The sequence below is a fragment of the Dactylosporangium sp. NPDC049140 genome (genome assembly GCF_040648435.1).
On sequence record NZ_JBEZDS010000006.1, the window covers coordinates 139,859 to 163,715 of the forward strand.

The 23,857-nt window shown below is 73.2% G+C and carries 16 protein-coding genes; 9 read left to right on the top strand and 7 right to left on the bottom strand.

Translation table 11 applies throughout. The features are described 5' to 3' along the window. Entirely contained in the window at positions 1 to 3,546 is a 3,546-nt protein-coding gene (fxsT, locus tag AB0B76_RS12810; RefSeq protein WP_360374002.1) for an FxSxx-COOH system tetratricopeptide repeat protein, read from the bottom strand. A gap of 269 nt (positions 3,547 to 3,815) precedes the next feature. Here fxsT (AB0B76_RS12810) and AB0B76_RS12815 point away from each other — a divergent pair, with 269 nt between their 5' ends. The 3 genes from AB0B76_RS12815 (at position 3,816) to fxsT (AB0B76_RS12825) (ending at position 11,050) form a co-directional block, all read left to right on the top strand. After that, a complete protein-coding gene (locus tag AB0B76_RS12815) occupies positions 3,816 to 5,495 on the top strand; it encodes a RyR domain-containing protein (protein WP_360374004.1) in 1,680 nt (559 codons plus the stop codon). A 13-nt stretch (positions 5,496 to 5,508) separates the two neighbouring features. After that, positions 5,509 to 5,991 (top strand): hypothetical protein, encoded by a 483-nt coding sequence (locus AB0B76_RS12820; protein WP_360374006.1) that lies wholly within the window; start codon positions 5,509 to 5,511, stop codon positions 5,989 to 5,991. 130 nt (positions 5,992 to 6,121) lie between these two features. Then, on the top strand, positions 6,122 to 11,050 hold the full coding sequence (gene fxsT, locus AB0B76_RS12825; protein ID WP_360374335.1) for an FxSxx-COOH system tetratricopeptide repeat protein: 4,929 nt from the start codon (positions 6,122 to 6,124) through the stop codon (positions 11,048 to 11,050). Between the two features lie 34 nt (positions 11,051 to 11,084). Here the strand turns inward: fxsT (AB0B76_RS12825) and AB0B76_RS12830 are convergent, their stop codons facing one another. The 6 genes from AB0B76_RS12830 to AB0B76_RS12855 all read right to left on the bottom strand — a co-directional run bounded on the left by AB0B76_RS12830 (position 11,085) and on the right by AB0B76_RS12855 (position 16,913). Then, a complete protein-coding gene (locus AB0B76_RS12830; RefSeq protein WP_360374008.1) occupies positions 11,085 to 12,008 on the bottom strand; it encodes an alpha/beta fold hydrolase in 924 nt (307 codons plus the stop codon). 153 nt (positions 12,009 to 12,161) lie between these two features. Beyond that, a complete protein-coding gene (locus AB0B76_RS12835) occupies positions 12,162 to 12,770 on the bottom strand; it encodes a hypothetical protein (protein ID WP_360374010.1) in 609 nt (202 codons plus the stop codon). Between the two features lie 2 nt (positions 12,771 to 12,772). Next, positions 12,773 to 13,543 (bottom strand): carbohydrate ABC transporter permease, encoded by a 771-nt coding sequence (locus tag AB0B76_RS12840; protein WP_360374337.1) that lies wholly within the window; start codon positions 13,541 to 13,543, stop codon positions 12,773 to 12,775. Positions 13,544 to 13,617: 74 nt separating this feature from the next. Then, complete coding sequence (locus AB0B76_RS12845) at positions 13,618 to 14,472, bottom strand: sugar ABC transporter permease (RefSeq protein WP_360374339.1); 855 nt, start codon at positions 14,470 to 14,472, stop codon at positions 13,618 to 13,620. Positions 14,473 to 14,599: 127 nt separating this feature from the next. Beyond that, positions 14,600 to 15,895 (bottom strand): extracellular solute-binding protein, encoded by a 1,296-nt coding sequence (locus AB0B76_RS12850; RefSeq protein ID WP_360374012.1) that lies wholly within the window; start codon positions 15,893 to 15,895, stop codon positions 14,600 to 14,602. Positions 15,896 to 15,932: 37 nt separating this feature from the next. After that, positions 15,933 to 16,913, bottom strand: coding sequence for a LacI family DNA-binding transcriptional regulator (locus AB0B76_RS12855; protein ID WP_360374014.1), 981 nt, complete (start codon positions 16,911 to 16,913; stop codon positions 15,933 to 15,935). Positions 16,914 to 17,166: 253 nt separating this feature from the next. Here AB0B76_RS12855 and AB0B76_RS12860 point away from each other — a divergent pair, with 253 nt between their 5' ends. Genes AB0B76_RS12860 through AB0B76_RS12885 form a run of 6 tightly spaced genes read left to right on the top strand, consistent with a single transcriptional unit; the run spans position 17,167 to position 23,760 of the window. Continuing rightward, entirely contained in the window at positions 17,167 to 18,429 is a 1,263-nt protein-coding gene (locus AB0B76_RS12860; RefSeq protein WP_360374016.1) for a Gfo/Idh/MocA family oxidoreductase, read from the top strand. Continuing rightward, entirely contained in the window at positions 18,422 to 19,834 is a 1,413-nt protein-coding gene (uxaC, locus tag AB0B76_RS12865) for a glucuronate isomerase (RefSeq protein WP_360374018.1), read from the top strand. Before AB0B76_RS12860 ends, uxaC begins: the two co-directional genes overlap by 8 nt. Next, on the top strand, positions 19,831 to 21,114 hold the full coding sequence (locus AB0B76_RS12870) for an enolase C-terminal domain-like protein (RefSeq protein WP_360374019.1): 1,284 nt from the start codon (positions 19,831 to 19,833) through the stop codon (positions 21,112 to 21,114). Before uxaC ends, AB0B76_RS12870 begins: the two co-directional genes overlap by 4 nt. Next, complete coding sequence (locus tag AB0B76_RS12875; protein ID WP_360374021.1) at positions 21,102 to 22,409, top strand: mannitol dehydrogenase family protein; 1,308 nt, start codon at positions 21,102 to 21,104, stop codon at positions 22,407 to 22,409. The genes AB0B76_RS12870 and AB0B76_RS12875 overlap by 13 nt, the downstream gene beginning before the upstream one ends. Then, complete coding sequence (locus AB0B76_RS12880; protein WP_360374023.1) at positions 22,406 to 23,407, top strand: Gfo/Idh/MocA family oxidoreductase; 1,002 nt, start codon at positions 22,406 to 22,408, stop codon at positions 23,405 to 23,407. Before AB0B76_RS12875 ends, AB0B76_RS12880 begins: the two co-directional genes overlap by 4 nt. Beyond that, positions 23,404 to 23,760, top strand: coding sequence for a cupin domain-containing protein (locus AB0B76_RS12885; protein WP_360374025.1), 357 nt, complete (start codon positions 23,404 to 23,406; stop codon positions 23,758 to 23,760). Before AB0B76_RS12880 ends, AB0B76_RS12885 begins: the two co-directional genes overlap by 4 nt. Positions 23,761 to 23,857 lie beyond the last annotated feature (97 nt).

Here is a 23,857-nt window from a genome sequence, read left to right on the forward strand (position 1 = left end):
TCAGTACGGGTCCACCGTGGGCGGGAGGAAAGCCGGCGCGCCACCGCGCAGCGCGGCCGCGTTCGCCGTGACGGCCCGGGCGAGCGGGTGCTCGGTCGGCACGCTCGCGGCCAGCGCGGCCGCCGCCGCCGCGGCGGCGGGGGCGGCGTCGCGGTCGCCGGTGGCCCAGGCGGCCGCGGCCAGATTCGCCTGCGCGATCAGGGTCAGCGGGTGCGCCGGGCCGAGGCCGGTGCCGTAGAGCTCGACGACCTGCTCCAGCTCGGTCCGGGCCCGCGGCGCCCGCCCCGTCGCGAGCAGGCTCAGGCCCCAGCTGTGCCGGCACGCGAGGGCGACGGGGGCGGCCTTGCCGACCAGCCTGGCCATCTTCAGGGCGGCGTCGCCGAGCAGGAGTACCGCCTCCTCGGGCCGTCCCGCCGAGTGCAGGGACACCGCCAGGTTGGCCTGGGCCGCAACCGTGGCCGGCGCGCCCGGGCCCAGGATCGTTCCGGACGCCTCGGCGACCGCGCGCAGCAGCTCGACCGAGGCCTCGAACTCGCGGGCGTCGCGCAGGTCCCGGCCCAGGCCGGCGGCCGAGCGCAGCACCGCCGGGTGCGGGTCCGCGGCCGGGAACGGCCGGCGGCGGGCCACCCGCTCGTCGCAGCGCCGGGCGGCGCGGTACCGGCCGGCCGCCCGGTACGCCGTCGCCAGCTCGGTGAGCGCGTCGAGGGTGCGCGCGTGCTCCGAACCGACGGTCCGTGACCAGCAGCGGTACGCCCTCCGGGCGAGCCCGACGGCCTCCTCGTAGCGGCCCAGCCCGAGCAGGTCGGCCACCAGCCGGTCGTGGCTCGTGAGCGTGTTGGGGTGCTCGGCGCCGAGCAGGTCCGCCTGCGCCGCGGCGACCTGCTCGTCGATGCGCCGCGCCGCGGCGAAGTGCCCCTGCTCGCGCAGCACCGTCGCGTGGACGCCGCGCAGGTGCAGCACCTGCCAGTCGGGGCCGTCGGGCTCGGCCGCCCAGGCGGCCTCGGTCCGGGCGGCCAGCTGTGCGGCGCGCGCGAGCGCCCCGCCGTGCTGCAGTCGCCGGATGTGGTCGATGACCAGGGCCCGCACCGATTCGTCGCGGCACACGGCCGCCCGGGCGACCGCGAGGTGGGACCAGATCAGGTCGAGCTGTGGCCAGTCCCGATGGTCGTCGATGTCGCGCCCCCGGGCGAGGGCGGCCAGCACCAGGTGCGCGGCGTGGCGTATCTCCGCCCGCTCGGGCGGCGGCGTGCGCTCGCGGACGACCCGCTGCAGCAGCGGATGCATGTGGATGCGCTCGACGTCGAGCTCGAGCAGGCCGAGCGAGATGATCTGCGCCACGAGCACGGCGACCTCGGCCCGCAGGTCGGCGGGCGCCTTCACGAACGGCCGCAGCACCTCGGCCATCGCCTTGCTGTACACGAGGTCCCTCGCGGTGTCGCTGTGCAGCACCGAGAACAGCTGCAGCAGCCGGTAGGCGGCCGGGGACCGCTCCTCGAGCCGGCGCAGCGTGGGCTCCCACGCCGCCACGAGCTCGGGCATCCCGAGGTCGCCGTCCTCGAGGCGGCCCAGGTACTGCGCGGCCGACTCGCCCGAGGCGCTCAGCTGGGCCGACGCCGTGGCCAGGGCAAGGGGCAGATCACCCAGCGCGTGCGCGATCTGATCCGCGCCCGGGCCGTCCAGGCCGGGCACCTGCCGCCGCAGGTACAGGGCGCTGTCCTTCGGGTCGAACGAGCCGACCTGCATGCGCAGGACCCCGCCGGGCCAGGAATGGTTCCGCGAGGTGATCACGACGTGACCGCCGTGCGGCGGCAGGAACGCCTCGATCTGCGGGTAGCCCTCGGCCCCGTCGAGGACGAGCAGCCAGCGCCGGAACGGCGTGCCCTCCTCCACGAGCGCCTTGGCCGTCTCGGGCGCGACGGTGCCCGGCGCCCGGCCGAGCGCGGCGGCCAGCTCGGCGATGCCCTCGTCCGGCTCGTCGCAGTCGAGCCACCACACCAGGTCGTAGGTGCCCGCGAAGCGCCGCACGTACTCCGCCGCGAGCGCCGTCTTGCCGACGCCGCTCAGGCCGTACAGGACGACCGGCTTGATCTGGTGCGGCCCGGCCTGCCCGGCCCGCAGCAGCCGCCGCCGCAGCGACCGCAGGTCCGTCTCGCGGCCCGTGAAGCCGGGCCGGTGCGCGGGGAGGCGGCTCGCCGCCGGAGGCGTGCCGGGATATCGCAGGCCCGTCGACGCCCGGCCGCCGCCGGCCCCGGTGGCGAGGCGGAGCAGCCGATCGGCGGCGTCCGCCTCGGTCAGGCCGTGCAGTCGTACCGCGGGCGGGTCGGGGAAGGCCGCCAGGACGGGCGAGTCGTCGACGTACACGCCGAGCGGGGGCCGGTGCGCCGCCGGATCGACCGGCCGGCGCGCCGCCATCTCGGCCGCGCGCCCGGCGGAGATGATCCGCAGCTCGCGCCCGCCGCCGGGCGCGGCCGCACGCTCGCCGGCGTCCTGCACGCCCAGCCCGGCCGCGCCGAGGATGGCGATCACCCAGTCCGCCCACGCCTGGTCGCGGGGCTCGTAGTGCACCATGATCCGCCGGTCCGGGCCGTCCGGCGTCCGCGCGAAGCGACCGGCGGCGCGCCGGCGGACCGCGTCGTCGGCCGGTGGCAGGCCACGCACGCCGGGATCGCCCAACTGATAGGCGATGCGCTCGTAGGCGGCCAGCACCGAGCCGCGGCGCCCCGGCTCCTCGGTGAGCACGGCGAGGCTCTCCTCGTAGGCGTACGCGTGGTCGTACGGCACCTCGACCGCGGCCCAGTACGCGTCCCGCTCCCGGTCGCTCATCCCCGTCGGCAGGTCGGGCATCCGGGTCCGGGCGGCGCGCAGGCCGGCCTCGGCGCGGTCCCGCTCGGCGGGGTCGACCCGCATCGGCACCGGCAGGATGCGCCCGGGCCGGTCGGTGCTGCGCAGGCCCCGCCGGGCCCGCACCGCGCCCTCGATGCTCTTGCCGCCCAGCGTGAAGCAGTTGAGCACGACGTCGGGCAGGTGCGAGATGCACACCTGGGCCATCTCGCCGAGCCCGGAAGGGCTGTCGATGAGGGTGAAGTCGTACTCGGCGGTCATGTCCTGACGCAGCCGGTCGAAGAACCGCCCGCCGCCCCGGTAGTGGTAGAAGCCGTCCCAGTCCATGGCGCCCAGCGACGAGGTGTACGCCGGGTTGTGCCGCCCGGCGGGCAGGTAGTCGATGACGCCGCCGGCGGGAAAGTGCCCCCAGTCCAGGCGCTGAGGGCGGGGCGCCTCGTACCGCCCGCCCGCCTCGACCCGGCGGATCAGCTCGCTCACGCCGTCGTTCCCGCCGGTGCGGGCCGGATCGCGGAGGCCCGGATCCGCGAGGAAGTGGTCGAAGTACCGGTGCAGGCCCGGCGAGTCGACGTCCCAGTCGACGGCGAGGACGCGCCGCCCGTTGGCCGCGAGAATCCAGGCGACGTTCGCCAGCGCCATCGTGACGCCGACCCCGCCGGCGAACGAGTAGAAGGTGACGATCCGGCCCCCGTGCGCCTGCGACATTCATCGATCGTGCCCGAGGAATCACGCTCCGCCAACAAACAGCGGAGGAGCCTAGCGATTTATGCCTGTCAGTACTATTTTGCGCGCCGCGGACCGAAGGTCGTCGATGTGCCCCGAGAGTTGCGATGAAAATCCTCACGCATCGGCACCTGTCAGTAACGCAGCGATTACCGCACACTGGAGATCCATCCGTCTATGAACGCTGGGGGTGTGCGGTGGGAGGGCCGGAACGGGGCGGCGGCCGGCCGGGAGTGACCATTCTCCGAACGGTGTTCGGTTTCGTCGGCGTCGCCGGGCTGGTTCTCGGGCTGGCCGGCATGCGCAACTTCCTGCCGGCGCTGGACGGTTCCGACCGGTGGTACTACACCATCCAGCTCTTCGTGCTCGGCTCCGACCCGCTGCAGCCGCCGCACGAGCCGCTGCCCTGGCAGCTGCAGGCCGCGCGGTTCCTGGCCCCGCTGTTCACCCTCGCCGCCGTCGCGGAGACCGGCCGCGTGCTGCTCGCGGGGGAGATGCGCCGGCTGCGCTCCCGCACCGCCCGCCGCCACGCCGTGGTCTGCGGCGACACCCCGTTCGCCGAGGCTCTGGCCGCGCAGCTGTTCGCCACCGGCGAGCGGGTCGTGGTGGTGCGCCGCGCCCCCATCCGGGCGTTCGAGCTGCGCCACCGGCGGATGCTCGGCGTCTCCGGGGACGCCCGCTCGCCGGAGGTGCTGCGGGCCGCGGGGCTGCGCCGGGCGCGGTACCTCTACATCTGCGGCGACGACGACGAGTTCAACCACGCCGTGTCGGTGACGGCCGGCACCGAGCTGCAGATGCTGCGCACCTCGCCGTGGATCTTCGTGCAGCTCAACCGCCAGCAGACCTGCCACCTGCTGCAGGCGCGCCGGCTCGGCGCGGCCGGCTCCAACCGCTTCCGGCTCGACTACTTCCACGTCGACGACGTGGCCGCGCGCATGCTGTACCGCCTCAACCCGCTGCACCCGCCCGCGTCCGACGGCCCGCCGGTGCGCCTGCTCATCTCCGGCGACGGCTCGTTCCCGCGCGTGCTGCTCGTCGAGACCGCGCGGTACTGGCGCTCCGTCGGCGGCCGCCCCGACCAGCTGGAGATCGACCTCATCGGCGCCGACGCGGGCCGCACGCTGGCCACCCTGCTGGCGCGCTTCCCGTTCCTCGCCTCCGCCTGCCAGGTGCGCGCCCACAACGAGCTGCTGGAGACCTGGCTGCCGCGGATCACCCGGCCCGCCCGCTACGACCGCATCCACCTGTGCCACCGCGACGAGCCGAGGATGCTCGACCTCGCGCTGGCGAGCACCGAGCTGTGGCAGGCGGTCGCCGACGCGGTCTACGTGGCCACCTACCAGGCCACCGCCCTCGCCGAGGCGTTCCACGGCGGTGAGCACAACGACCTGCTCGACGAGGTCGGCGGCAAGCTGCGGGTGTACCCGATCATCACCCGGGCCTGCGACGCGCGCCTGATCGCCGACGACCTGACCGAGCGCCTGGCGAGGCGCTTCCATCAGCGGTACCTCGAAACCGCCCGCGGCGCCGCCAGCCCCAGCAGCGCGGTCGCCTGGGCGCAGCTGTCGGAGTCGATGCGCAACGCCAACCGCGCGCAGGTGCAGGGCATAGCGGCCAAGATGCAGAAGCTCGGCTGCGTGATCGCGGTGCGCAACGGCGAGGACGGGCTCATCACCGAGCAGGAGCTGGAGGAGCTGGCCGAGCTCGAGCACCGCCGCTGGTGCGAGGAGCGGGCGGGCCAGGGCTGGCGCCACGCCGAGACACGCGACGAGCGCCGGCGCCGCCATCCGGACCTCGTCGCGTGGAAGGATCTGGGCGAGACGGGCCGGCAGAAGGCCCGCGAGGCCGTGCGGTACATGACCGAGATGCTGGCCGACGAGGGCTTCACGATCGTCCGGCTCAACGAACCGATCCGCGCGACGACCGGCTGATTGGGGTAACCGCATGCGCATCGGCATTACGGGTCACACGAACCTCACCGACGTCGGCGCGGAGGTCATCTACTCAGCGCTCGTGCAGCATCTGCACTCCTACGGGGACGACGGCAGCGGGCTCATCGGCGTGACCTGCCTGGCCGACGGTGCGGACCAGCTCTTCGCGCGAGCCGTGCGCGACGTCGGCGGCGTCTACGAGGTCGTACTGCCCGCGCCGGACTACCGCCGCGTGGTCCCCGCGGAGCGCCGTCGCGAGTTCGACGCCCTGCTGGCCGGCGCCCGCACGGTCCTGAGCACCGGCGCGAAGCGCTCGGGGCGCAGCGCATACGTGGCCGCGAACCGCATCATGCTCGACCGGGTGGACGAGCTGATCGCGGTCTGGGACGGGCACGAGCGCGGCGACCCGGGCGGCACCGCGGACGTGGTGACCCTGGCCCGGGACCGCGAGATGCCGATGACGGTGATCTGGCCGGCCGGCGCGGAGCGCACCTGACCGTTCGGCTCGATACCGCTCGGACGGATGACATGCACGTCGATCCGGTGCCGCGATACACGCGGGGTGCGGACGATCGATATCGTGGGTCCGGCAGCGTATCGTCATCGGCCTGGAGCGGTATGTGACGATGAAACAGCCCGAGCCGGCGGCCGGCGCCCCGGTGTTCTTCCTCAGCTACGCCCGCCATTCGTCCGGGCCGGATTTCTGGGTGCGCAAGTTCTTCGACGACATGTCCGGCGCGATCGCGGGCAGACCCGGCCGCGTTCCGGGCGCCACCGGGGGCTTCTTCGACGGGCCGCCGCCGGCCCGCGCAGACGCACTCGGCACGGCGCTGGTCTTCGTGCCGCTGTACTCGCCGCAGTACTTCGGCAATGACGGCGCCGCCGAGGAGCAACGGTGGTTCGCCGCGGGACGCGACGCCGCGGCGGTCGACCGGCACACGGTGCCGGTGCTGTGGACGCCGCTGCCGCCCTGGGACTCGCGGCGGGAGGCCGGCCAGGCCGTCGCCGCGGTCGCGGTCGCGGACGCACCGTGGATGCGCGGCCGGACGACGGCCTACGAGCAGAACGGCCTGCGGGCGATGTGCCGGCTGGGCGTCTACGCCGAGCCGTACGCCGAGATCGTCGCGGCGCTCGCGGCGCTGATCGTGGCCGCGGCCGGCCGGGCGCTGCCGCCCCGCGCCGCCGCACCGGCCGGCCCGGCGGACCCGTGCGGCCCCGGTGCCGGGCCGAAGCTGGTGGTCAGCGTGCTGGCGCCGGGGGAAGGGGTCCGCTGGCATCCGTACTCCGGGGCCGGTCATGCGCTGCCCGTCGCCGGGCTCATCGCCGAGACCGCGCAGCGGCTGGGCCTGCCGACCCGGGTCGTCGAGCTCGCCGACCTCGGCCGGGACCAGGCCGAGCCGCTGGTGGTGCTCGTGGACGGCACCGCGGACGATGCGGACGTCCGGGCCGGCATCGCGGCCCTGCCGCCGTGGGCGGTGCCGATCGTGTTGCCCGGCGCCCGGGGCGCCGCGCCGCGGGGCGAGGTGATCGACGTGCTGCGGGCGGCCGCCCGCCCGGGTCCGGCCCCGGTGCGCCGGCTCGACCAGCTCGAACAGATCCTGCCGACCGCCCTGTTCCAGGCGCGCAACCAGTACCTGAAACGGCTCTCCCGGACCTGGCCGCGGGGCGGCCCCCGGATGAGCCTGCGACGCGACGCGTACGACCGGCCGGCGACGGAAGAAGCGATGACGGGGCACGAGGGCCAGGTCATCACGTTCTACTCGTACAAGGGCGGCACCGGCCGGACGATGGCGCTGGCCAACGTCGCGTGGATCCTGGCCGCCAACGGGCATCGCGTGCTGGTCGCCGACTGGGACCTGGAGTCCCCCGCCCTGCACCGGTTCTTCGGCCCGTTCCTCGATCCGCAGCAGGTGGCCACGACCGAGGGCGTGGCGAACCTGCTCGGCGAGTACGCGTGGGCGGTCGTCCAGGACGCCACCGACCGGCCGGCCGACTGGTACCGCGAGTACGCGCGCGCCGAGCGCTACGCGTTCTCCCTGAACTGGACGTTCCCCGGTGCCGGGACGCTGGACATCATGCTGGCCGGGCGGCACAACCTCGACTACGCCGCGCACGTGGCCGGCCTGCCGTGGGAGGCGTTCTACGACCTCGGAGGGGCCCAGTTCCTCGACGCGTTGCGCGAGGAGATGAAGGCGCACTACGACTACGTGCTGATCGACAGCGGCACCGGCCTGAGCGACCCGGCCGACATCTGCACCCTGCACCTGCCCGACGTGCTCGTCGACTGCTTCACGCCGGCGTCCCAGGGGATCGAGGGGGCCGCCGAGGTGGCCCGGCGCGTCGAAGGCTACGAGGTCCCGCACTCGCGCTCGCGGCGCATCCTGCCGGTGCTGATGCGCGTCGACGAGGGCGAGAAGGCCAAGGCGGATGCCGGGCGCACGCTCGCCCGGCGACGCTTTCCCGAGCTGCCCAAGGGCATGACCGATGCGGAGCGGCGCGCCTACTGGCTGACGGTCGAGGTGCCGTACCGCACGTTCTACGCGTTCGAGGAAACCCTGGCGGCCTTCGGCGACGAGGGCGGCGCCCACAACACGCTGCTGTCGGCCTACGAGGCCCTCACGGGGTACATCACCGGTGGCGCCGTGACGGCATTGCCGCCGATGGACGAGTCGCTGCGCGCGCGGATCATGGCGAGGTTCAACCGGAAGCCGGCCGTGGCCGACGACGTCATCGTGCTGCGCTACGCGCCGGAGGACGAGGCCTGGGCCGACTGGGTCCGCGGGGTGCTGGCCGCCACGGGCGTGCGGGTCGCGGACCCGGCCGAGACGCCGATCGCCTCGCGCCTGCTGCTGCTCGTCTCGCCGGCCAACCGTGAGCCCGAGCACGATGCCAACGCCCTGGTGCTGTACCTCGACGACACCGGCCGGCTGCCGGACGTCCCGTTCGAGCACTGGGTCTCGATCACCGGCGCCGGTCGCGCGGGCGCCGAGCGGCGGCTGCTCCAGCTGATCGGGCTCGACCTCGCCGACACCACGTCCGGCCGGTCCGTCCTGCCCCGCTACCCGGGCGACGCCCCGCTCGTGTTCAACGCGCCGGGCCGCAACACCCGCTTCACCGGCCGCGACGAGCTCCTGCGGCGGCTGCGCGCGCAGCTGCGCACCGGGCGCGGGCCGGTCGCGCTGCACGGGCGGGGCGGTATCGGCAAGACTCAGCTCGCCGTCGAGTACGCCCACCGGTTCCGCGGCCTTTACGACGTGGTCTGGTGGGTGCATGCGTATCCGCCGCAGTTCGTCGACGTCCGGTTCAGCGAGCTCGGCCGGGAGCTCGGCCTGCCCGGCGAGCCGTCGGTGCCGGAGCGGGCCCACGCGGTCCGGCAATGGCTGCAGCGGGCCGAGGCCCGGCCGGGGAGCGGCCCGCCGCGCTGGCTACTGATCTTCGACAACGTCGAGGAGTACGGGGACATCGCGCAGCACCTGCCGTCCGGCGACGGCGACGTGATCGTCACGACCCGCCGGGCCGACCTCGACGACGCCGTCACGCCGGTCGAGGTGGGCGCGTTCGAGCCGGAGGAGAGCGTTGAGCACCTGGTGCGCCGGGTGGGCCCCGAACGGATCACGGGCGCGGAGGCGGCGCAGGTCGCGCGCACGGTCGACCACGTGCCGATCTTCGTCGCGCTCGCCGGAGCACTGCTCGCCGACGCCGGCTCGCCGCCGGCGGCGTTCCTGGCCGATCTCGTGCGGGCCGGGCCGGACGCGGGAACCGGCGGCTACTGGGATCTCTCGCTGCAGCGCCTGCGCGACGACTCGCCGGGCGCCTTCCGCCTGCTGCAGCTGACCGCGGTGCTCGCGCCGGAGATCTCCTTCGAGCTCGTCCACGGCGACCAGGTCGCCCGGGTCGTCGCGCGGCACGACGAGCAGGTCGCCGCCCAGCTGGCCGTTCGCAGCAGCGAGCGCGGCATCGCCGTCGGTCTCGTGCAGCGGCTCAACCGCCACGCGTTGCTCAAGCTCGACCAGCCGAGCCGGCAGGTCCAGGTGCATCGGCTGCTCCAGGCGACCCTGCTTGCCCGGTTGAGCGACGACGAACGCGAGGAGGTCCGGGCCGAGGCCCATCTGCTGCTCGCCGGCTCACGCCCGCGGGGCGACGTCGAGGACCCCGACGTGCGGCAGGTGCTGCGCGTGTTGTGGCCGCACCTGGACAGCAGCAACGCGGTCGAGAGCGACCACCCGGCGGTGCGGCAGCTGGTCGTCGACCGGCTCCACTCCATCTGGCTGGAGGGCGGATACGAGCAGGGCCTGAGGTACGCCGAGCGCGCCGACGAATCGTGGACCGCCCGGCTCGTCGCGCGGCCGCCCGGCGACGCCCCCGCGCGTGAGCTGCAGGCGCAGCTGCTCCAGGTGCGCGGCATCCGCGCGAACCTGCTGCGCAGCCTCGGCCGGTTCGAGGAGTCGCGTCGCCTCAGCGAGGAGACGCTCGCCGGTCAGGAGAGTGTGCTCGGCGCGCGGCATCCGCACACCATCGCGACCGCCGGCGGCTACGGCGCCGACCTGCGCGCGCTCGGGCGGTACCGTGAGGCGCTGGAGCGCGACCGCGAGACGTACGACGCCTCGGTGGACGAGTTCGGCCGGGACGACCGGCACTCCCTGATCGCCGCCAACAATCTGGCGACGTCGCACCGGCTCTCGGGCGACTTCCGCCGCGCCCTGGAGCTCGACCAGGAGACCTACCAGACCTGGCTGTACACGGTCGGCCGCGGGCATCCCCGCACGCTGCTCTCGGCCGGCAACCTGGCCCGGGACCAGCGTGACGCCGGCGAGTACGGTGAGTCCGCGGCGCTGCTGCGCCTGGTGCTGGCCGACTACTGGGACCTCTACGGCAGCGAGTCCCGGGGCACGCTCACGACCCAGGTCAGCCTGGCCGTGTCGCTGCGTGGTGCGGGCGAGCTCGCGGAGGCGGCCGAGCTGGTCGAGGAGGCCTGGAGCCGGCTGCGCGAGCGGTTCGGCGACGGCCACCCGGACACGGCGCTGGCCCGGCTGTCCCGGGCCGCCACGGGGCAGACCCGCCCCGCCGCGGAGCGGGCCTCGGTCGAGCTGCTTGCCGTTGAGTCAAGCCTCGCCGACATCTTCGGCGCCGGGCATCCGTACGTCCTGGCCGCCCGGGTCAACCGGGCGGTGGCGCTCTGGAGCGAGGACCAGCAGCTCGCGGGCCGCGACCTGGCGAGCAGCACCGCCGCGGCGCTCGAGGCCGGGCTCGGTCCCGAGCACCCGTTCGTGCTGGCCGCCGTGAGCAACGCGGCCGTGCTGTCCGTCGCGGGCAGTCACGACGAGCGGGACCGGGCCCGGCTCGAGCAGGCGATCGGCCGGCTGCGGGCCGTGCTCGGCGAGGAGCACCCCGACGTTCTGCGCAGCCGGGCCAACCTGGCCCTGACCCGGCCCGGGCGGGGCGTGGAGCAGGCGGTGGCACGGCTGGCCGACCGGGTCGGCCGGCTGCACCCCAGCGTGGAGTCACTCGCCGCCGGGCATCACGTGTGCCGGATTCTCGACCCGCACCCTTACTGAGGACCGCCCGGAGCGTGCCGGGCCCGGCGCCGGGTCAGCCGGTAACGGTCACGGTGCGGCCCCGGCCGAGCCGCGCCAGCACCTGCGGCAGCGCCTCCATGGCGTTGAAGTGCGCGGCGTTGGGCTCGATGTTCACCTCGGCGCCGGGGATCGCGTTCGCGAGCCACTCGGCGTGGCTCACCGGCGCGAACGTGTCGTGACGGCCGTGCCAGATCGACACCCGGGTCACCTTGGTGTCGATCGACTCCGGCAGGAACTTCCAGTTCCGGCCGAGCGCCAAGGTGTCGTCGATCCAGCCGAACGGCCCGTTGCGCAGGCCCTCCCGGTAGGCCTCCAGGATCGCGCGGCGGAGCCCGGACTGGCTGACGACCGTGCGGTCTATGGCCGTCATCTGCATCTGGAGGTGTTCCAGGAGCAGCCGCGGGTCCTTCCTCGCCAGCTCCGCCCGCCGGGTGATCTCCGCATCGACCGCCGCCGTGTCCGGCGTGTCGCGGCCGAAGCCGCGCACGTTGTCGGGGTTCATGCCGGAGTACCAGTCCAGGTCCAGGCCGTCGGCGGGGGCGAGGCTGACGAGCACGGCGACGCTGGTGATCCGGCGGTGCAGGAGCGGATCGGCCGCGCAGGCCAGCGCGTGCGGGCCGCCACCGGAGCGCCCGACGACGGCGAACCGGTCGAGGCCGAGACGGTCGGCGATGGCCTCGACGTCGCGGGCGGCATCGGCCACGTCGCGCCCTTCCCGGCGGTCGGATCGGCCGTAGCCGGGCCGGTCGTAGCAGATGAGCCGGATGCCCTGGCGGTAGACGGTGATGTGCCGCGGCCGCGGGCCGATACGGCTGCCGGGCATGCCGTGCAGGAGAAAGACGGGGAACCCGTCGGGCGCGCCAATGACTTGGTATGCGAGTTTCAGGCCGTCGTCGCGGGTCGCGAAAACAGTCGGGGGCTCGCCCTCTGGGGACACTCCAGCCGCCCTTCCAGGTGCTTGCCGGTCGCCGCCGATCGCGTCAGATGAATGAAGCCTCGCGATGTGTCCGTCAGAGCGCTTCAGGCATTGAGCTTAACGGCGGGCCCGCAACCCACGCTACGGCAACGGCCGACTTCGGTCTCCAATCTGTTATGACGTGAAATCGACCTGCGCCGCCTCATCCTTGCGCACGGCCAGGCGGGCGGTGACGGCGTGGGCGGCGTACAGGGCGTAGCCGACCAGCAGTGGTGCGGTCAGGGGTACGAACACCCCGAGCACGGCGGCGACGGCCGACACCCCGGCCACCGCCGCCGCCGCGCTCGGTTGCCGCCACGCTGTGCGGCCGGCCCAGCGCAGGGCCTCGCGCCACCCGGACGGGGACGTGTCCCGGCCCAGGCGCACGAGGCTCAGCATGCCGATCGCGAGCAGCACGGCGGCCGCGACGCCGGTGCCGGCCAGCGCGGGTGACCCGCCCGGGACCCGGCCGGCGGCAACGGCGCCGACGTTGAAGACCAGCAGGAGGGCGGCCGCCGCGGCGGCGGTGGTGGCCAGGGCGCCGCGCAGCAGCGAGGCGCGGAACAGCCGCCCCATTGCGCGGAGGTCCACCTTCTCGCCCACGGCGATCGCGTGGATCGCCGACGAGCCGGTGCGCAGCGCGGCGCCCGCCGTGAGCAGCGGTACCGATGCGATGGTCACCGCGATGCCGACCAGCGCCACGTCCGCGGCGGCGGTCACCGTCTCCGGCCAGTCGCGTTTCATGGTCAGCCCTTCAGGCCGGAGGTGTTGATGCCCTCGACGAGCATCCGCTGGAAGGCCAGGAAGAACAGGAACACCGGCACGAGGGAGAGCACCGACATCGCGAACATCGGGCCGACCGAGACCTGGCCCGAGGAGTCGATGAAGGAGCGCAGCGCGACGGGCACCGTGTTCTTCGTGGTCTCCGAGACGTACACCAGCTGGCGGAAGAAGTCGTTCCACGTCCAGATGAACGAGAAGATCGCGGTGGTCACCAGGGCCGGGCGCGACAGCGGCAGGATCACGCTGCGGAACACGCCGAACGGCGAGCAGCCGTCGATCTTCGCGGCCTCGTCCAGCTCGCGGGGGATGCCGCGCATGAACTGGACCATGAGGAAGACGAAGAACGCCTCGGTCGCCAGGAAGTGGGGCACGACCAGCGGCAGGTACGGGAACTCGCCGCCGACCAGGCCCAGCTGCTTGAACAGGATGAACTGCGGCACGATGAGCACGTGGCCGGGCAGCAGCAGGGTCCCGATCATGATGGCGAACCACACCCGGCGGCCGCGGAAGCGCAGGCGCGCGAAGGCGTACGCGGCCAGCAGGCAACTCGCCGCGTTGCCGACCACCACGAGCAGGGCGACAAGCGTGCTGTTGAGGAAGAACCGGCCGAACGTGACCGAGGCGCTCTTGAAGTGCGTCCAGCCGTCCGGGTAGTTGCCGGGCGTCCAGCTGTCCGGCCAGATGGAGACGTTGTTGAGGATCTCCTCCTGGCTCTTGAACGAGCTGCCGACCATCCACGCGAGCGGGTACAGGATGATCGCCAGGATCGCCAGAATGACGATCAGCCGCAGGCCCTGCTTGGCCACCTTCACCGGTCGTCCCCTCCGTCGGAGTAGTGCACCCAGAAGCGGCCGGTGCTGAACAGCAGGACCGTCAGCAGGCCGATCGCGGCGAGGAACACCCAGGCCAGGGCCGAGGCGTAGCCCATCTCGTAGTCCGTGAAGCCCTTGATGTACAGGTACAGCGTGTACATCAGGGTGGAGTCGACCGGGCCGCCGGTGCCGCCGGAGATGACGAACGCCGAGGTGAAGCCCTGGAAGCCGTGGATGGTCTCCAGCACCAGGTTGAAGAAGATGACCGGCGACATCATGGGCATCGTCACCGACCAGAACTTCCGCCAGGCCCCCGCGCCGTCGACCGACGCGGCCTCGTACAGCTCGACGGGCACCTGCTTGAGGCCGGCCAGGAAGATGACCATCGGCGCGCCGAACTGCCAGACCGCCAGCAGGATCAGCGTCCCCAGCGCCCAGTCCGGGTCGTTGACCCAGCCCTCGCCGTGGATGCCGAACAGCCCCAGCAAACGGTTGAACGAGCCTTCGCGGTTGAACATCGAGTACCACACGAAGCCCAGCGCCACGCTGCCGCCGAGCAGCGACGGCAGGTAGAACAGGCCGCGGAAGAACCCGACGCCGCGCATCTCGCGGTTGAGCAGCAGGGCCACGCCGAACGCGGCCGCGAGCTTGAGCGGGACCGCGATGACGCCGAACAGCACCGTCACCGTGACCGCGTGCCAGAAGGCCGGGTCCTCGGTGAACATCCGCCGGTAGTTGTCGAAGCCGACGAAGTGCAGCTCCGAGAAGTCGGAGAGGATGTCGTAGTCGGTGAAGCTCAGCAGCAGCGAGCCCAGCATCGGCAGGAGCGTGAACGCCCCGAAGCCGAGCAGCCAGGGGGAGAGGAAGACGTAGCCGGCCCGGCCCTCGCGGCGGACCCCCCGCCCGGATCCCTGGGGGACCCGGGCGGAGTGTCGCGGTGGCCGTTCCGTGGTCGTGAGCGCCACTGGAAGGGGTTCCCTACTTGGAGATGGCCGTCTTCACGGCGGTGATGAACGCCTCGGCGGCCTGGGCGGAGGAGGCCTTGCCGGCCTGGACCGACTCGGCGGCCTTGATCAGCTCCGAGCGCAGCGTGCTGTGGCCCTTGAGCGGCACCTGCGGCGAGGGGCCGAAGGTCTTGCCGAGCTGGTTCTCCACGTCGATGGAGGTCTTCATCGCCTTGTCGGTGACCGCGCCCTCGACCGTGGTGCGCACGTCGAGGTTGGACGGCAGGCCGCGGTCGGTGCCGAGGACCTTGCCGGCCTCGGGGTCGTTGGCCAGGAAGTTGATGACATCGACGGCGACGTCCTTCTTGGAGCTGCCGCGGTACACCGAGAAGTACATCGACGCGCGCGCCCACTGGGCCTTCGGATCACCGGGGTAGGCCATGACGCCGAGCTCGTCCTTGGTGTTCTTCTGTAGCTCCGGCAGCTGGTTGACCCACACCCAGGAGGTGAGCGCCTTGCCGGTGACCACGAGCTGCTTGGTGACGTCGGTCGCGTTGCCCTCGCGGATCACGTCGGCCGTCGGTGTCGCGCCCTTGTCCCGGGCGCCCTTCCACAGGTCGAACCAGGCGGTCACGTCCTGCGCGGTGAAGCCGAGCTCCTTGCCCTTGTACAGGTCCTTGCCCTGCTGGCGCAGCCACACCCAGAACGCCTTGTAGTCCGCGCTCGGGTCCTGCGTGCCGGGCGTCTTGGTCGCCGCCCCGGCCGCCTGGGCCCAGGTGATGAACTGGTCCCACGACATGCCGTTGGCGGGCAGCGGCTGGTTGGCCGCCGTGAGCTTGGTCTTGTTGTACACCAGGCCCTGTGTGTTCTCGCCGAAGGCGACGCCGGCGAGCTTGCCGTCCACCTCGCCGTACTTCCAGAGGCTCTCGGGGAACTTCGACGTGTCGAGCTTGCCGGACTTCTGGTACGAGCTCAGGTCCAGCGTCACGTTCCGGGCCGCGTACTCGGTCAGGTAGTTGTCGTCGATCTGGAAGATGTCGGGCGCGGCGTTGCCGGCCGTCAGCGTGGCCAGCTTGTCGAAGTAGCCCTGGTTGGCCTGCCACGTCGTCTTGAACGTGACGTTGGGGTGCTTCGCCGTGTAGAGCTTCAGCGCGTCCTCGGTGAGCTTGGCGCGGGCGTCACCGCCCCACCAGAAGAAGGTCAGCTCGACCGGCTCGGTGGACGTCGCCGAGGGGGATGACCCGGCGTCGTCACCGCAGGCGGCGAGGGGCGCGAGCAGAACGGCCGCGGCGGCTACGGCAAGCAGCCGGCGGCGGGGGGTTCCGGACATGGAAGTTTCACTCCTAGGCATTGGCCGCGAGTGGGGTTCAGACCGGAGCGCGGCCGGTCGAATCGCGGATGACCAGTTGGGTCTGGAGCGTGACGAGGGCGGTCGAACGATGTTCTTCGTCGTGGTGCAACAGCATGTCCACGGCCGCCCGGCCGGCGGCCGCGGTTGGGGTCGCCACGGTGGTCAGCTTCGGGCGCACCAGCCGGCTGAGCATGATGTCGTCTATGCCGACGACGCTGAGCTCCTCCGGCACCTTCACGTTGCGGTCGTGCAGGCCCTCGAGCAGGCCGATCGCCATGAGGTCGTTGTAGACCAGCACGGCGGTGGCCCCGGTTGCCAGTACCGCCTCGCAGGCGGCCGAGCCGGCCGCCTCCGTCGGCTGGAACGGGCCGAGGACCGTGAGCGTGGCCCCCGCGGCCTTGGCCGCGGCGGTTGCGGAGCGGCGGATCTCCCGGTTGGTCCACGAGCCGCGCGGCCCGCCCAGCAGGGCGAGGTCGCGGTGCCCGAGGCCCACCAGGTGCTCGATCGCGGTCCGGGCGCCGTTGGCGACGTCCATCACGACCGCGGGAAGCCCCTCGACGGGCCGGTTGACCACGACCAGGGGCACCTCCTTGCGGAGCTTCTCGATCAGGTCGTTGCTCATGCGCGGGCTGCACAGCAGCACGCCGTCGACCTGCTTGGCGAGGGCGTGGACGAGTTGCTCCTCGACCACGGGGTCCTCGTTGGTGTCGGCGACGAACAGGTGGTAGTCGCGCTGGCGCGACTGGGACTCGGCGGCCTTGATGAGCGGGGGGAAGAACGGGTTCGCGATGTCCGCGACGATCAGGCCGATGTTGTGCGTGCGGCCGGTGATCAGGGCGCGGGCGGCGCGGTTGGGCCGGTAGCCGAGGCTCTCCGCGGTGGACAGCACGCGGCTGCGCGTGTCGGGGTTGACCAGGTGCGGGGCCGAGAACGTGCGGGACACGGTGGAGACATGGACGCCGGAGGCGCGGGCGACATCTCGGATCGTGGCGGGCACGTGGTTGTCCTCTCGGCGGGCCGGTCGCGGCAACCCGGCCGTCCGGCCGGGATGGGTCTCGGGCCGGCCGGGGTGTGGGCCGGTCCCGGGGTCAGGTGACCTGGGTCACCGCATCGGGTGCTGCCAATTATGCAAACGTTTGCTCCCATGTCAACGCCTTGGGATTCGGTGGGCCCAGCGGTATTGACCCGACCAGCGGGTCTTGCGCATAGTTTGCTGCAAACCTTTGCAACCCTTCGCCGTAGGGGGTTCCTTGAACACGCGCAACGCGCCGAGAACGCGCTATGCGATCGTCGGTACCGGGTCGCGCGCGGCCATGTTCGTCCGGGCGCTCACCGCCGAGCATCGCGACACCTGCGAGCTCGTCGCGCTGGCCGACCCGAACCCGGTCCGCATCGCCTGGCACAACGACCGGCTCCCCGCGCCCGTGCCCGCCTACCCGGCGAGCGAGTTCGCCACGATGATCGAGCGTGAGCGGGTCGACGTGGTCATCGTGTGCACCGTGGACCGCTACCACGACGAGTACATCGTCGCGGCGCTGGAGGCCGGGTGCGACGTGCTCACCGAGAAGCCGATGACCATCGACGCGCGGCGCTGCGCGCGGATCCTCGACGCCGTGCACCGCACCGGCCACCAGGTGCGGGTCACCTTCAACTACCGCTACAACCCGCTGCACGAGGCGGTGAAACGCATCATCGCCGGGGGCGAGATCGGCGAGGTCGGGTCGGTGCACTTCGAGTGGCTGCTCGACGTGCGCCACGGCGCGGACTACTTCCGGCGCTGGCACCGGGACAAGGCCGACTCCGGCGGTCTGCTCGTGCACAAGGCCGGGCACCACTTCGACCTGGTCAACTGGTGGCTCGACGACGACCCGGCGTCGGTGTACGCCGACGGGCGGCTCTTCTTCTACGGCGGCGACGGGGCCGGCCACGGCGCCGGGAAGTTCGCGATCGACATGAGCGATCCCGACCTCACCGCGCTCTACGGCGACGCCGCCGTGCAGGCCGACGGCTACCGCCGCGACCAGGATGTCTTCGCGCCGGGCGTGACGATCGAGGACGATCTCGCGGTGCTGGTGCGCTACGCTCGCGGGGCGACCCTCACGTATCACCTGACGGCCTACGCGCCCTGGGAGGGGTACCGTATCGCCTTCAACGGCAGCCGCGGGCGGCTCGAGCTCGACGTGATCGAGACCGACCACGTCTCGGTCGAGGCCGCCGACTCGCTCAAGGGCCACCGCGAGCCCGGCACCAAGAGCCTGCGGCTGCGCCCGTTCTTCGGCCCGCCCGTGGAGGTGCCGGTCGAGGGTTACGCCCGCGCGGGCCACGGCGGCGCCGACGTGCGCATGCTCGCGCAGCTGCTCGACCCGGCGGCCCCCGCCGACCCGCTCGGCCGCTCCGCCGACGCGGCCGCCGGCGCCCGTGCCCTCCTCATCGGGCTCGCCGCCAATGAGTCCATCACCACCGGTCGGCCCGTCCGACCCGCAGAGCTCGAGGCTGGTATCACCCATGCATGACGACCAGTTGCTGCCCGCCGAGCCGGGGGTCCGCGCCATCGCGCGCGAGCTCTACCGGCACGCCAAGGACCTGCCGCTGATCAGCCCGCACGGCCACGTCGACCCGGCGATCCTCGCCGACGACAAGCCGTTCCCGGACCCGGCCCGGCTCATCGTGGTGCCGGACCACTACATCACGCGGATGCTGGCCAGCCAGGGCATCGCCCCCGCCGCCCTGGGCGTGCCGGCGCTGGACGGCACGCCGGTGGAGACCGACGGGCGCACCATCTGGCGGCTGCTCGCCGCCAACTGGCACCTGTTCCGGGGCACCCCGTCGCGGCTGTGGACCGAAGGCGTACTCGCCGAGGTCTTCGGGGTCGGGACGCCGCTGAACGCGCGGACCGCCGACGACGTCTACGACGCCGTCGCCGCGCGCCTGGCCGACCCCGAGTTCCGGCCCCGGGCGCTGTTCGAGCGCTTCAACCTCGAGGTGCTGGCCACCACCGAGTCGCCGCTGTCCGACCTCGGCGCCCACGCCAAGCTCGCCGCCGACGGCTGGGGCGGACCGGGCGGGCGGGTCATCACCACGTTCCGCCCGGACGACATGGTCGACCTGGACTGGCCCGGCTGGACCGAGCGCGTCGAGCGGCTCGGCGCGGGCACCTACGCGGAGTTCCTCGACCGCCTGCGCGAGCGCCGCCAGGCCTTCATCGCCGCCGGCGCCACCTCCAGCGACCACGGCCACCCCACGGCCGCAACGCTCGCCCTGCCCCGCGACGAGGCCGCCGCCCTGTTCGACCGGGCCCTGCGCGGGGCCCCGCAGGACGGCGACGCGGAGCGCTTCCGCGCCCACATGCTCGTCGAGTTCGCCCGCATGTCGGTCGAGGACGGCCTGGTCATGCAGCTGCACCCGGGCGCCGTGCGCAACCACAACGCCGCCCTCTACGCCCGGCACGGCCGCGACGTCGGCGGCGACATCCCCGGCCCGACCGAGTACGTGCAGGCGCTGCGGCCGCTGCTGGACGAGCTGGGCACCGACCCGCGGTTCCGCATCGTGCTCTACACCCTGGACGAGACCGCGTTCACCCGCGAGCTCGCCCCGCTCGCCGGCGGCTACCCGGCGGTGTTCCTCGGTGCGCCGTGGTGGTTCCTGGACAGCCCCGAGGGCCTGCGCCGGTACCGCGAGGCCGTCACCGAGTCCGCGGGCTTCTACAACACCGCCGGCTTCGTCGACGACACCCGCGCGTTCTGCTCGATCCCGGTGCGGCACGACGTCGCCCGCCGCGTCGACGCCGGCTTCCTGGCCCGGCTCGTCGCCGAGCACCGCCTGCCGCTCGACGAGGCCGCCGAGACCATCGCCGACCTCGCCTACCACCTGCCCAAGCGCGTCTACCAGCGCACCGTCCACACTGGAGAGTCGGCGTGACCGAGATCACCGGCCTGACCGTGCACGACGTACGGTTCCCGACCGCGGCCGCCGGCGACGGCTCCGACGCCATCAACCGCGGCGACTACTCGGCCACCTACGTCGTGCTGGAGACCGCGTCGGAACGCGGGTTCGGCCTCACGTTCACCAACGGCCGCGGCAACGAGATCACCTGCGCCGCGGTGGAGGCCCTCGAGCACCACGTCGTCGGGCACACCGTTGAGGAGCTGTGCACCGCCGAGGGCGCCCGCACGCTCACCGCCGACGTGCAGGTGCGCTGGCTCGGCCCCGAGAAGGGCGTCGTGGCCATGGCGGCCGGGGCGATCCTCAACGCCGTGTGGGACCTGCGGGCGCGCCTCGAACAGAAGCCCCTGTGGCGGCTGCTCGCCGAGATGCCCACCGCCGACCTCGTCGCCGCGGTGGACTTCCACCACATCACCGACGCGCTCACCCCGGCCGAGGCGGCCGCGATCCTCGACGCCGGGCTCGACGGGTACGACGACCGCCTGGCCCACGTGACCGAGCACGGCTTCCCGGCGTACACGACCTCCGTGGGCTGGCTGGGGTACGACGACGAGAAGGTCCGCGCGCTCACCCGGGCCGCCGTCAAGGACGGCTGGAACGCGGTGAAGATGAAGGTCGGCGGGCCCATCGACGACGACGTGCGCCGGGCCGGCATCATCCGCGCCGAGATCGGCCCCGGCGCGCTGCTCATGATGGACGCCAACCAGGTCTGGGACGTCGACGAGGCGATCGCCAACATGGAGCGGCTCGTCGCCTTCGACCCGTACTGGATCGAGGAGCCCACGCACGCCGACGACGTGCTCGGCCACGCGGCGGTCCAGCGGGCCCTCGGCGCGCGGTGCAAGGTCGCCACCGGTGAGGTCGCGGCCAACCGGGTCATCTTCAAGCAGCTGCTGCAGGCCGGCGCGATAGGCATCATGCAGGTCGACGCGTGCCGGGTCGCCGGCGTCGGCGAGGTGCTCGCCGAGCTGCTCATGGCGGCCAAGTTCGGGGTCACCGTGTGCCCGCACGCGGGCGGGGTCGGGCTGTGCGAGTACGTGCAGCACCTGTCCTTCTTCGACTACCTGCGCGTCGGCCGGTCGCTGGAGGGGCGGATGGTGGAGTACGTCGACCACCTGCACGAGCACTTCACCGACCCGGTCCGGGTGGTCGGGGGCCGTTACCGGCTGCCCGAGCGCCCCGGCTACAGCGTCGAGATGCGCCCCGAGTCCGTGGCGGAGTTCGCTTTCCCGGAGGGGCCGGTATGGAGCGCCTGAGCCGGGCCACCGCCAGCGGTGCCGTCACGCCCACCGGCACCGGCATCGTGCACCTCGGGCTGGGCGCGTTCCACCGGGCCCACCAGGCCGTCTTCACGGAGGACGCGATCGTCAAGGGCGGCGGCGACTGGGGCATCGCCGCTGTCGCGCCGCGCTCGCGGGCCGTGCTCGACCCGCTGCTGGAGCAGGACCTGCTCTACAGCGTGCTGACCGTGGACGGCGAGCGGGTCAGCCCGCGGGTGCTCGGGGTACACACGCAGGGTCTGCACGCCGCCAGCCAGCCGGAGGCGGTCGAGCGCCTGCTGGCCGACCCGGCCGTGCGGGTCGTCACGCTGACGGTGACCGAGAAGGCCTACCGGGCCGACTCGCCGATCATGCGGCTGCTGCTGTCCGGGCTGCGTGCCCGGGCCGCCACCCAGGCCCCGATCGCGCTGGTCAGCTGCGACAACCTCCCCTCCAACGGGCGCCGGCTGGGGGAACTGGTCACCGCCGAGCTCGGCACCGCGGACTTCGTGAGCTTCCCGAGCACGATGGTGGACCGCATCGTCCCGGCCAGTACCGACGCCACCTACGCGACCGCGCGGAACGTCCTGGGCCTGGAGGACCGGGCCACGGTGGCCGCGGAGCCGTTCAGCCAGTGGGTCATCGAGGACGACTTCCCCGGCGGCCGGCCCGCGTGGGACCTCGCGGGGGCCATCCTGACCGACGACGTGGCCCCGTGGGAGGGGCTGAAACTGCGGATGCTCCTCGGCGCGCACTCGGCGCTGGCGTACCTCGGCGCGCTCGCCGGGGCGCCCACCATCGACCGGGCGCTCGAGCTGCCCGGCATGCGGGCGGCCATGGAGAGTCTCATCCGCACCGACATCGCGCCCACGCTGAGCCCGCCCGAGGGCCTGTCCCTGCAGCGGTACGGCGAGAGCGTCCTCGAGCGCTTCGCGAACCCGGCCCTGCGCCACCGCACCCTCCAGGTCGCGATGGACGGCTCGCAGAAGCTCCCGCAGCGGCTGCTCGGCACGATCGCGGACCGGCGGGCGGCGGGCAGCGTCCCGGTGTACGCCACCCTCGTCCTCGCCGCCTGGATGCGCTTCGTGCGCGGCGCCGCCGACGACGGCACCCCGCTGCCGCTGGACGACCCGCTGGCCGACCGGCTGCGGGCCACCCCGTCGCTGCTGGAGCTCGACGCGGTGTTCCCGCCCGGGTTCGCCGACGACGCCGAGCTGCGCGCGCAGCTGGACTCGTGGAGCCGCGAGCTGGACCGGCACGGGGTGCTCGGCACGCTGGAGGCGCTGCGGTGACCGCGCGCGTCGCGCTGATCGGGGCGGCGGGGCACGGGTCGTGGCACCTGCGGGCGATCGACGCGCTCGGCGAGCGGGTCCGGCTCGTCGCCACCTGCGACGTGCAGGCCGGCTTCGACTACACCGACCACCGGCGGATGCTCGCCGAGCGCAAGCCCGAGGTCGTGATCGTCTGCACCCCGCCGCACACGCACCTGCCGATCGCCCTCGACGTCCTCGACGCCGGGGCCGACCTGCTGCTGGAGAAGCCGCCGGTGCTGTCCCTCGCGGACCACCGGCGGCTCGCCGAGGCGGCCCGCGGCCGGGTGCTGCAGATCGGCTTCCAGGCCCTCGGCTCGCCGACGCTGCCGATGCTGGCCGACCGGGTCGGCGCGGTGCGCTCGGCCGCGGTCGCCGGGGCCTGGTGGCGGCCGGACACCTACTGGACCCGCACGTCGTGGGCGGGCCGGCGCGGGCGGGACGGCGCGCTCGTGAACCCCTTCGCGCACGCGCTGATGCAGGCCCTCGCCATCACGGGAATCCGTCCACCGTGGACGCTCAGCCTGGATCGGTACCGCACCCGCGCCGCCGTCGAGGTCGAGGACACGGCCACGCTGCGCCTCACCGTGCCCGACGGCCGCTCGGTGTTCGTGGCCGTCACGCTGTGCTCGGGCGAGTTCGTGCCCGGCGACATCAGCGTCGTCGGGGACGACGGCACGGCCGAGGTCGGCTACGCCCAGGACCGGCTCGACGGCGAGGTGCTGCCGGGCCGGATCGGGCTGCTGGAGAACCTGCTGGACCACCGCGAGCACGACGCGCCGCTGCTGGTGCCGCTGGAGCGGACCGAGCCGTTCACGGCGCTGGCCGAGGCGATCCTGGCCGCCGACGAGCCCGTGCTGCTCGCCCCCGCCCGCCTCGCCCGGCGCGACGACGGCATGGAGATCCCGGGCGCCGCCGGCCTGATCCGGCGGGCCGCCACCGAGCGCGCCCACTTCCGTGAGATCGGAGCCTTCCAATGAGGAAACTTTCGCTGGCCGACCTGCCCGACGGCGGTACCCCGGCCACGCTCGCCGCCATCGGTCAGGGCTGGGGACCGGTCCAGCGCGGCGGGATCAGCCGCTACGACGACCCCGGGCACCGCACCCACCCCGAGTCCGACGTGCACGTGCACGACGTCCCGGAGATCTTCACCATCGTGCAGGGCGCCGGCGTGCTCGAGCTCAACGGCGCCGCGGACACCCGGTTCGCCGCCGGGGACATCCTCATCATCGAGCCCGGCGAGAACCACCACCTGGTCAGCGACGGGGACGTACCCCTCGTCTTCACCTGGATGCACCTCTCACCGGTTGACGCGGGATCGACGACGGTCTAGCTTGGCGATGAGGAAACCGCTTTCCTAAGGCGGTTTCCTCCCGCCCCCGCATGCGGCAGACCCGCCCAGTCTCGGCCGCACACCCCCATGCGACTCG

Bases quoted from the DNA above. Each gene is read 5' to 3' on its own strand.
- AB0B76_RS12820 (WP_360374006.1), top strand. From the start codon at position 5,509: ATGCGCATCGGCATTACGGGTCACACGAACCTCACCGACGTCGGCGCG.
- fxsT (WP_360374002.1), bottom strand. From the start codon at position 3,546: ATGTCGCAGGCGCACGGGGGCCGGATCGTCACCTTCTACTCGTTCGCC.
- AB0B76_RS12875 (WP_360374021.1), top strand. From the start codon at position 21,102: ATGGAGCGCCTGAGCCGGGCCACCGCCAGCGGTGCCGTCACGCCCACC.
- AB0B76_RS12835 (WP_360374010.1), bottom strand. From the start codon at position 12,770: ATGAAACGCGACTGGCCGGAGACGGTGACCGCCGCCGCGGACGTGGCG.
- fxsT (WP_360374335.1), top strand. From the start codon at position 6,122: ATGAAACAGCCCGAGCCGGCGGCCGGCGCCCCGGTGTTCTTCCTCAGC.
- uxaC (WP_360374018.1), top strand. From the start codon at position 18,422: ATGCATGACGACCAGTTGCTGCCCGCCGAGCCGGGGGTCCGCGCCATC.
- AB0B76_RS12885 (WP_360374025.1), top strand. From the start codon at position 23,404: ATGAGGAAACTTTCGCTGGCCGACCTGCCCGACGGCGGTACCCCGGCC.
- AB0B76_RS12850 (WP_360374012.1), bottom strand. From the start codon at position 15,895: ATGTCCGGAACCCCCCGCCGCCGGCTGCTTGCCGTAGCCGCCGCGGCC.
- AB0B76_RS12840 (WP_360374337.1), bottom strand. From the start codon at position 13,543: ATGGTCGGCAGCTCGTTCAAGAGCCAGGAGGAGATCCTCAACAACGTC.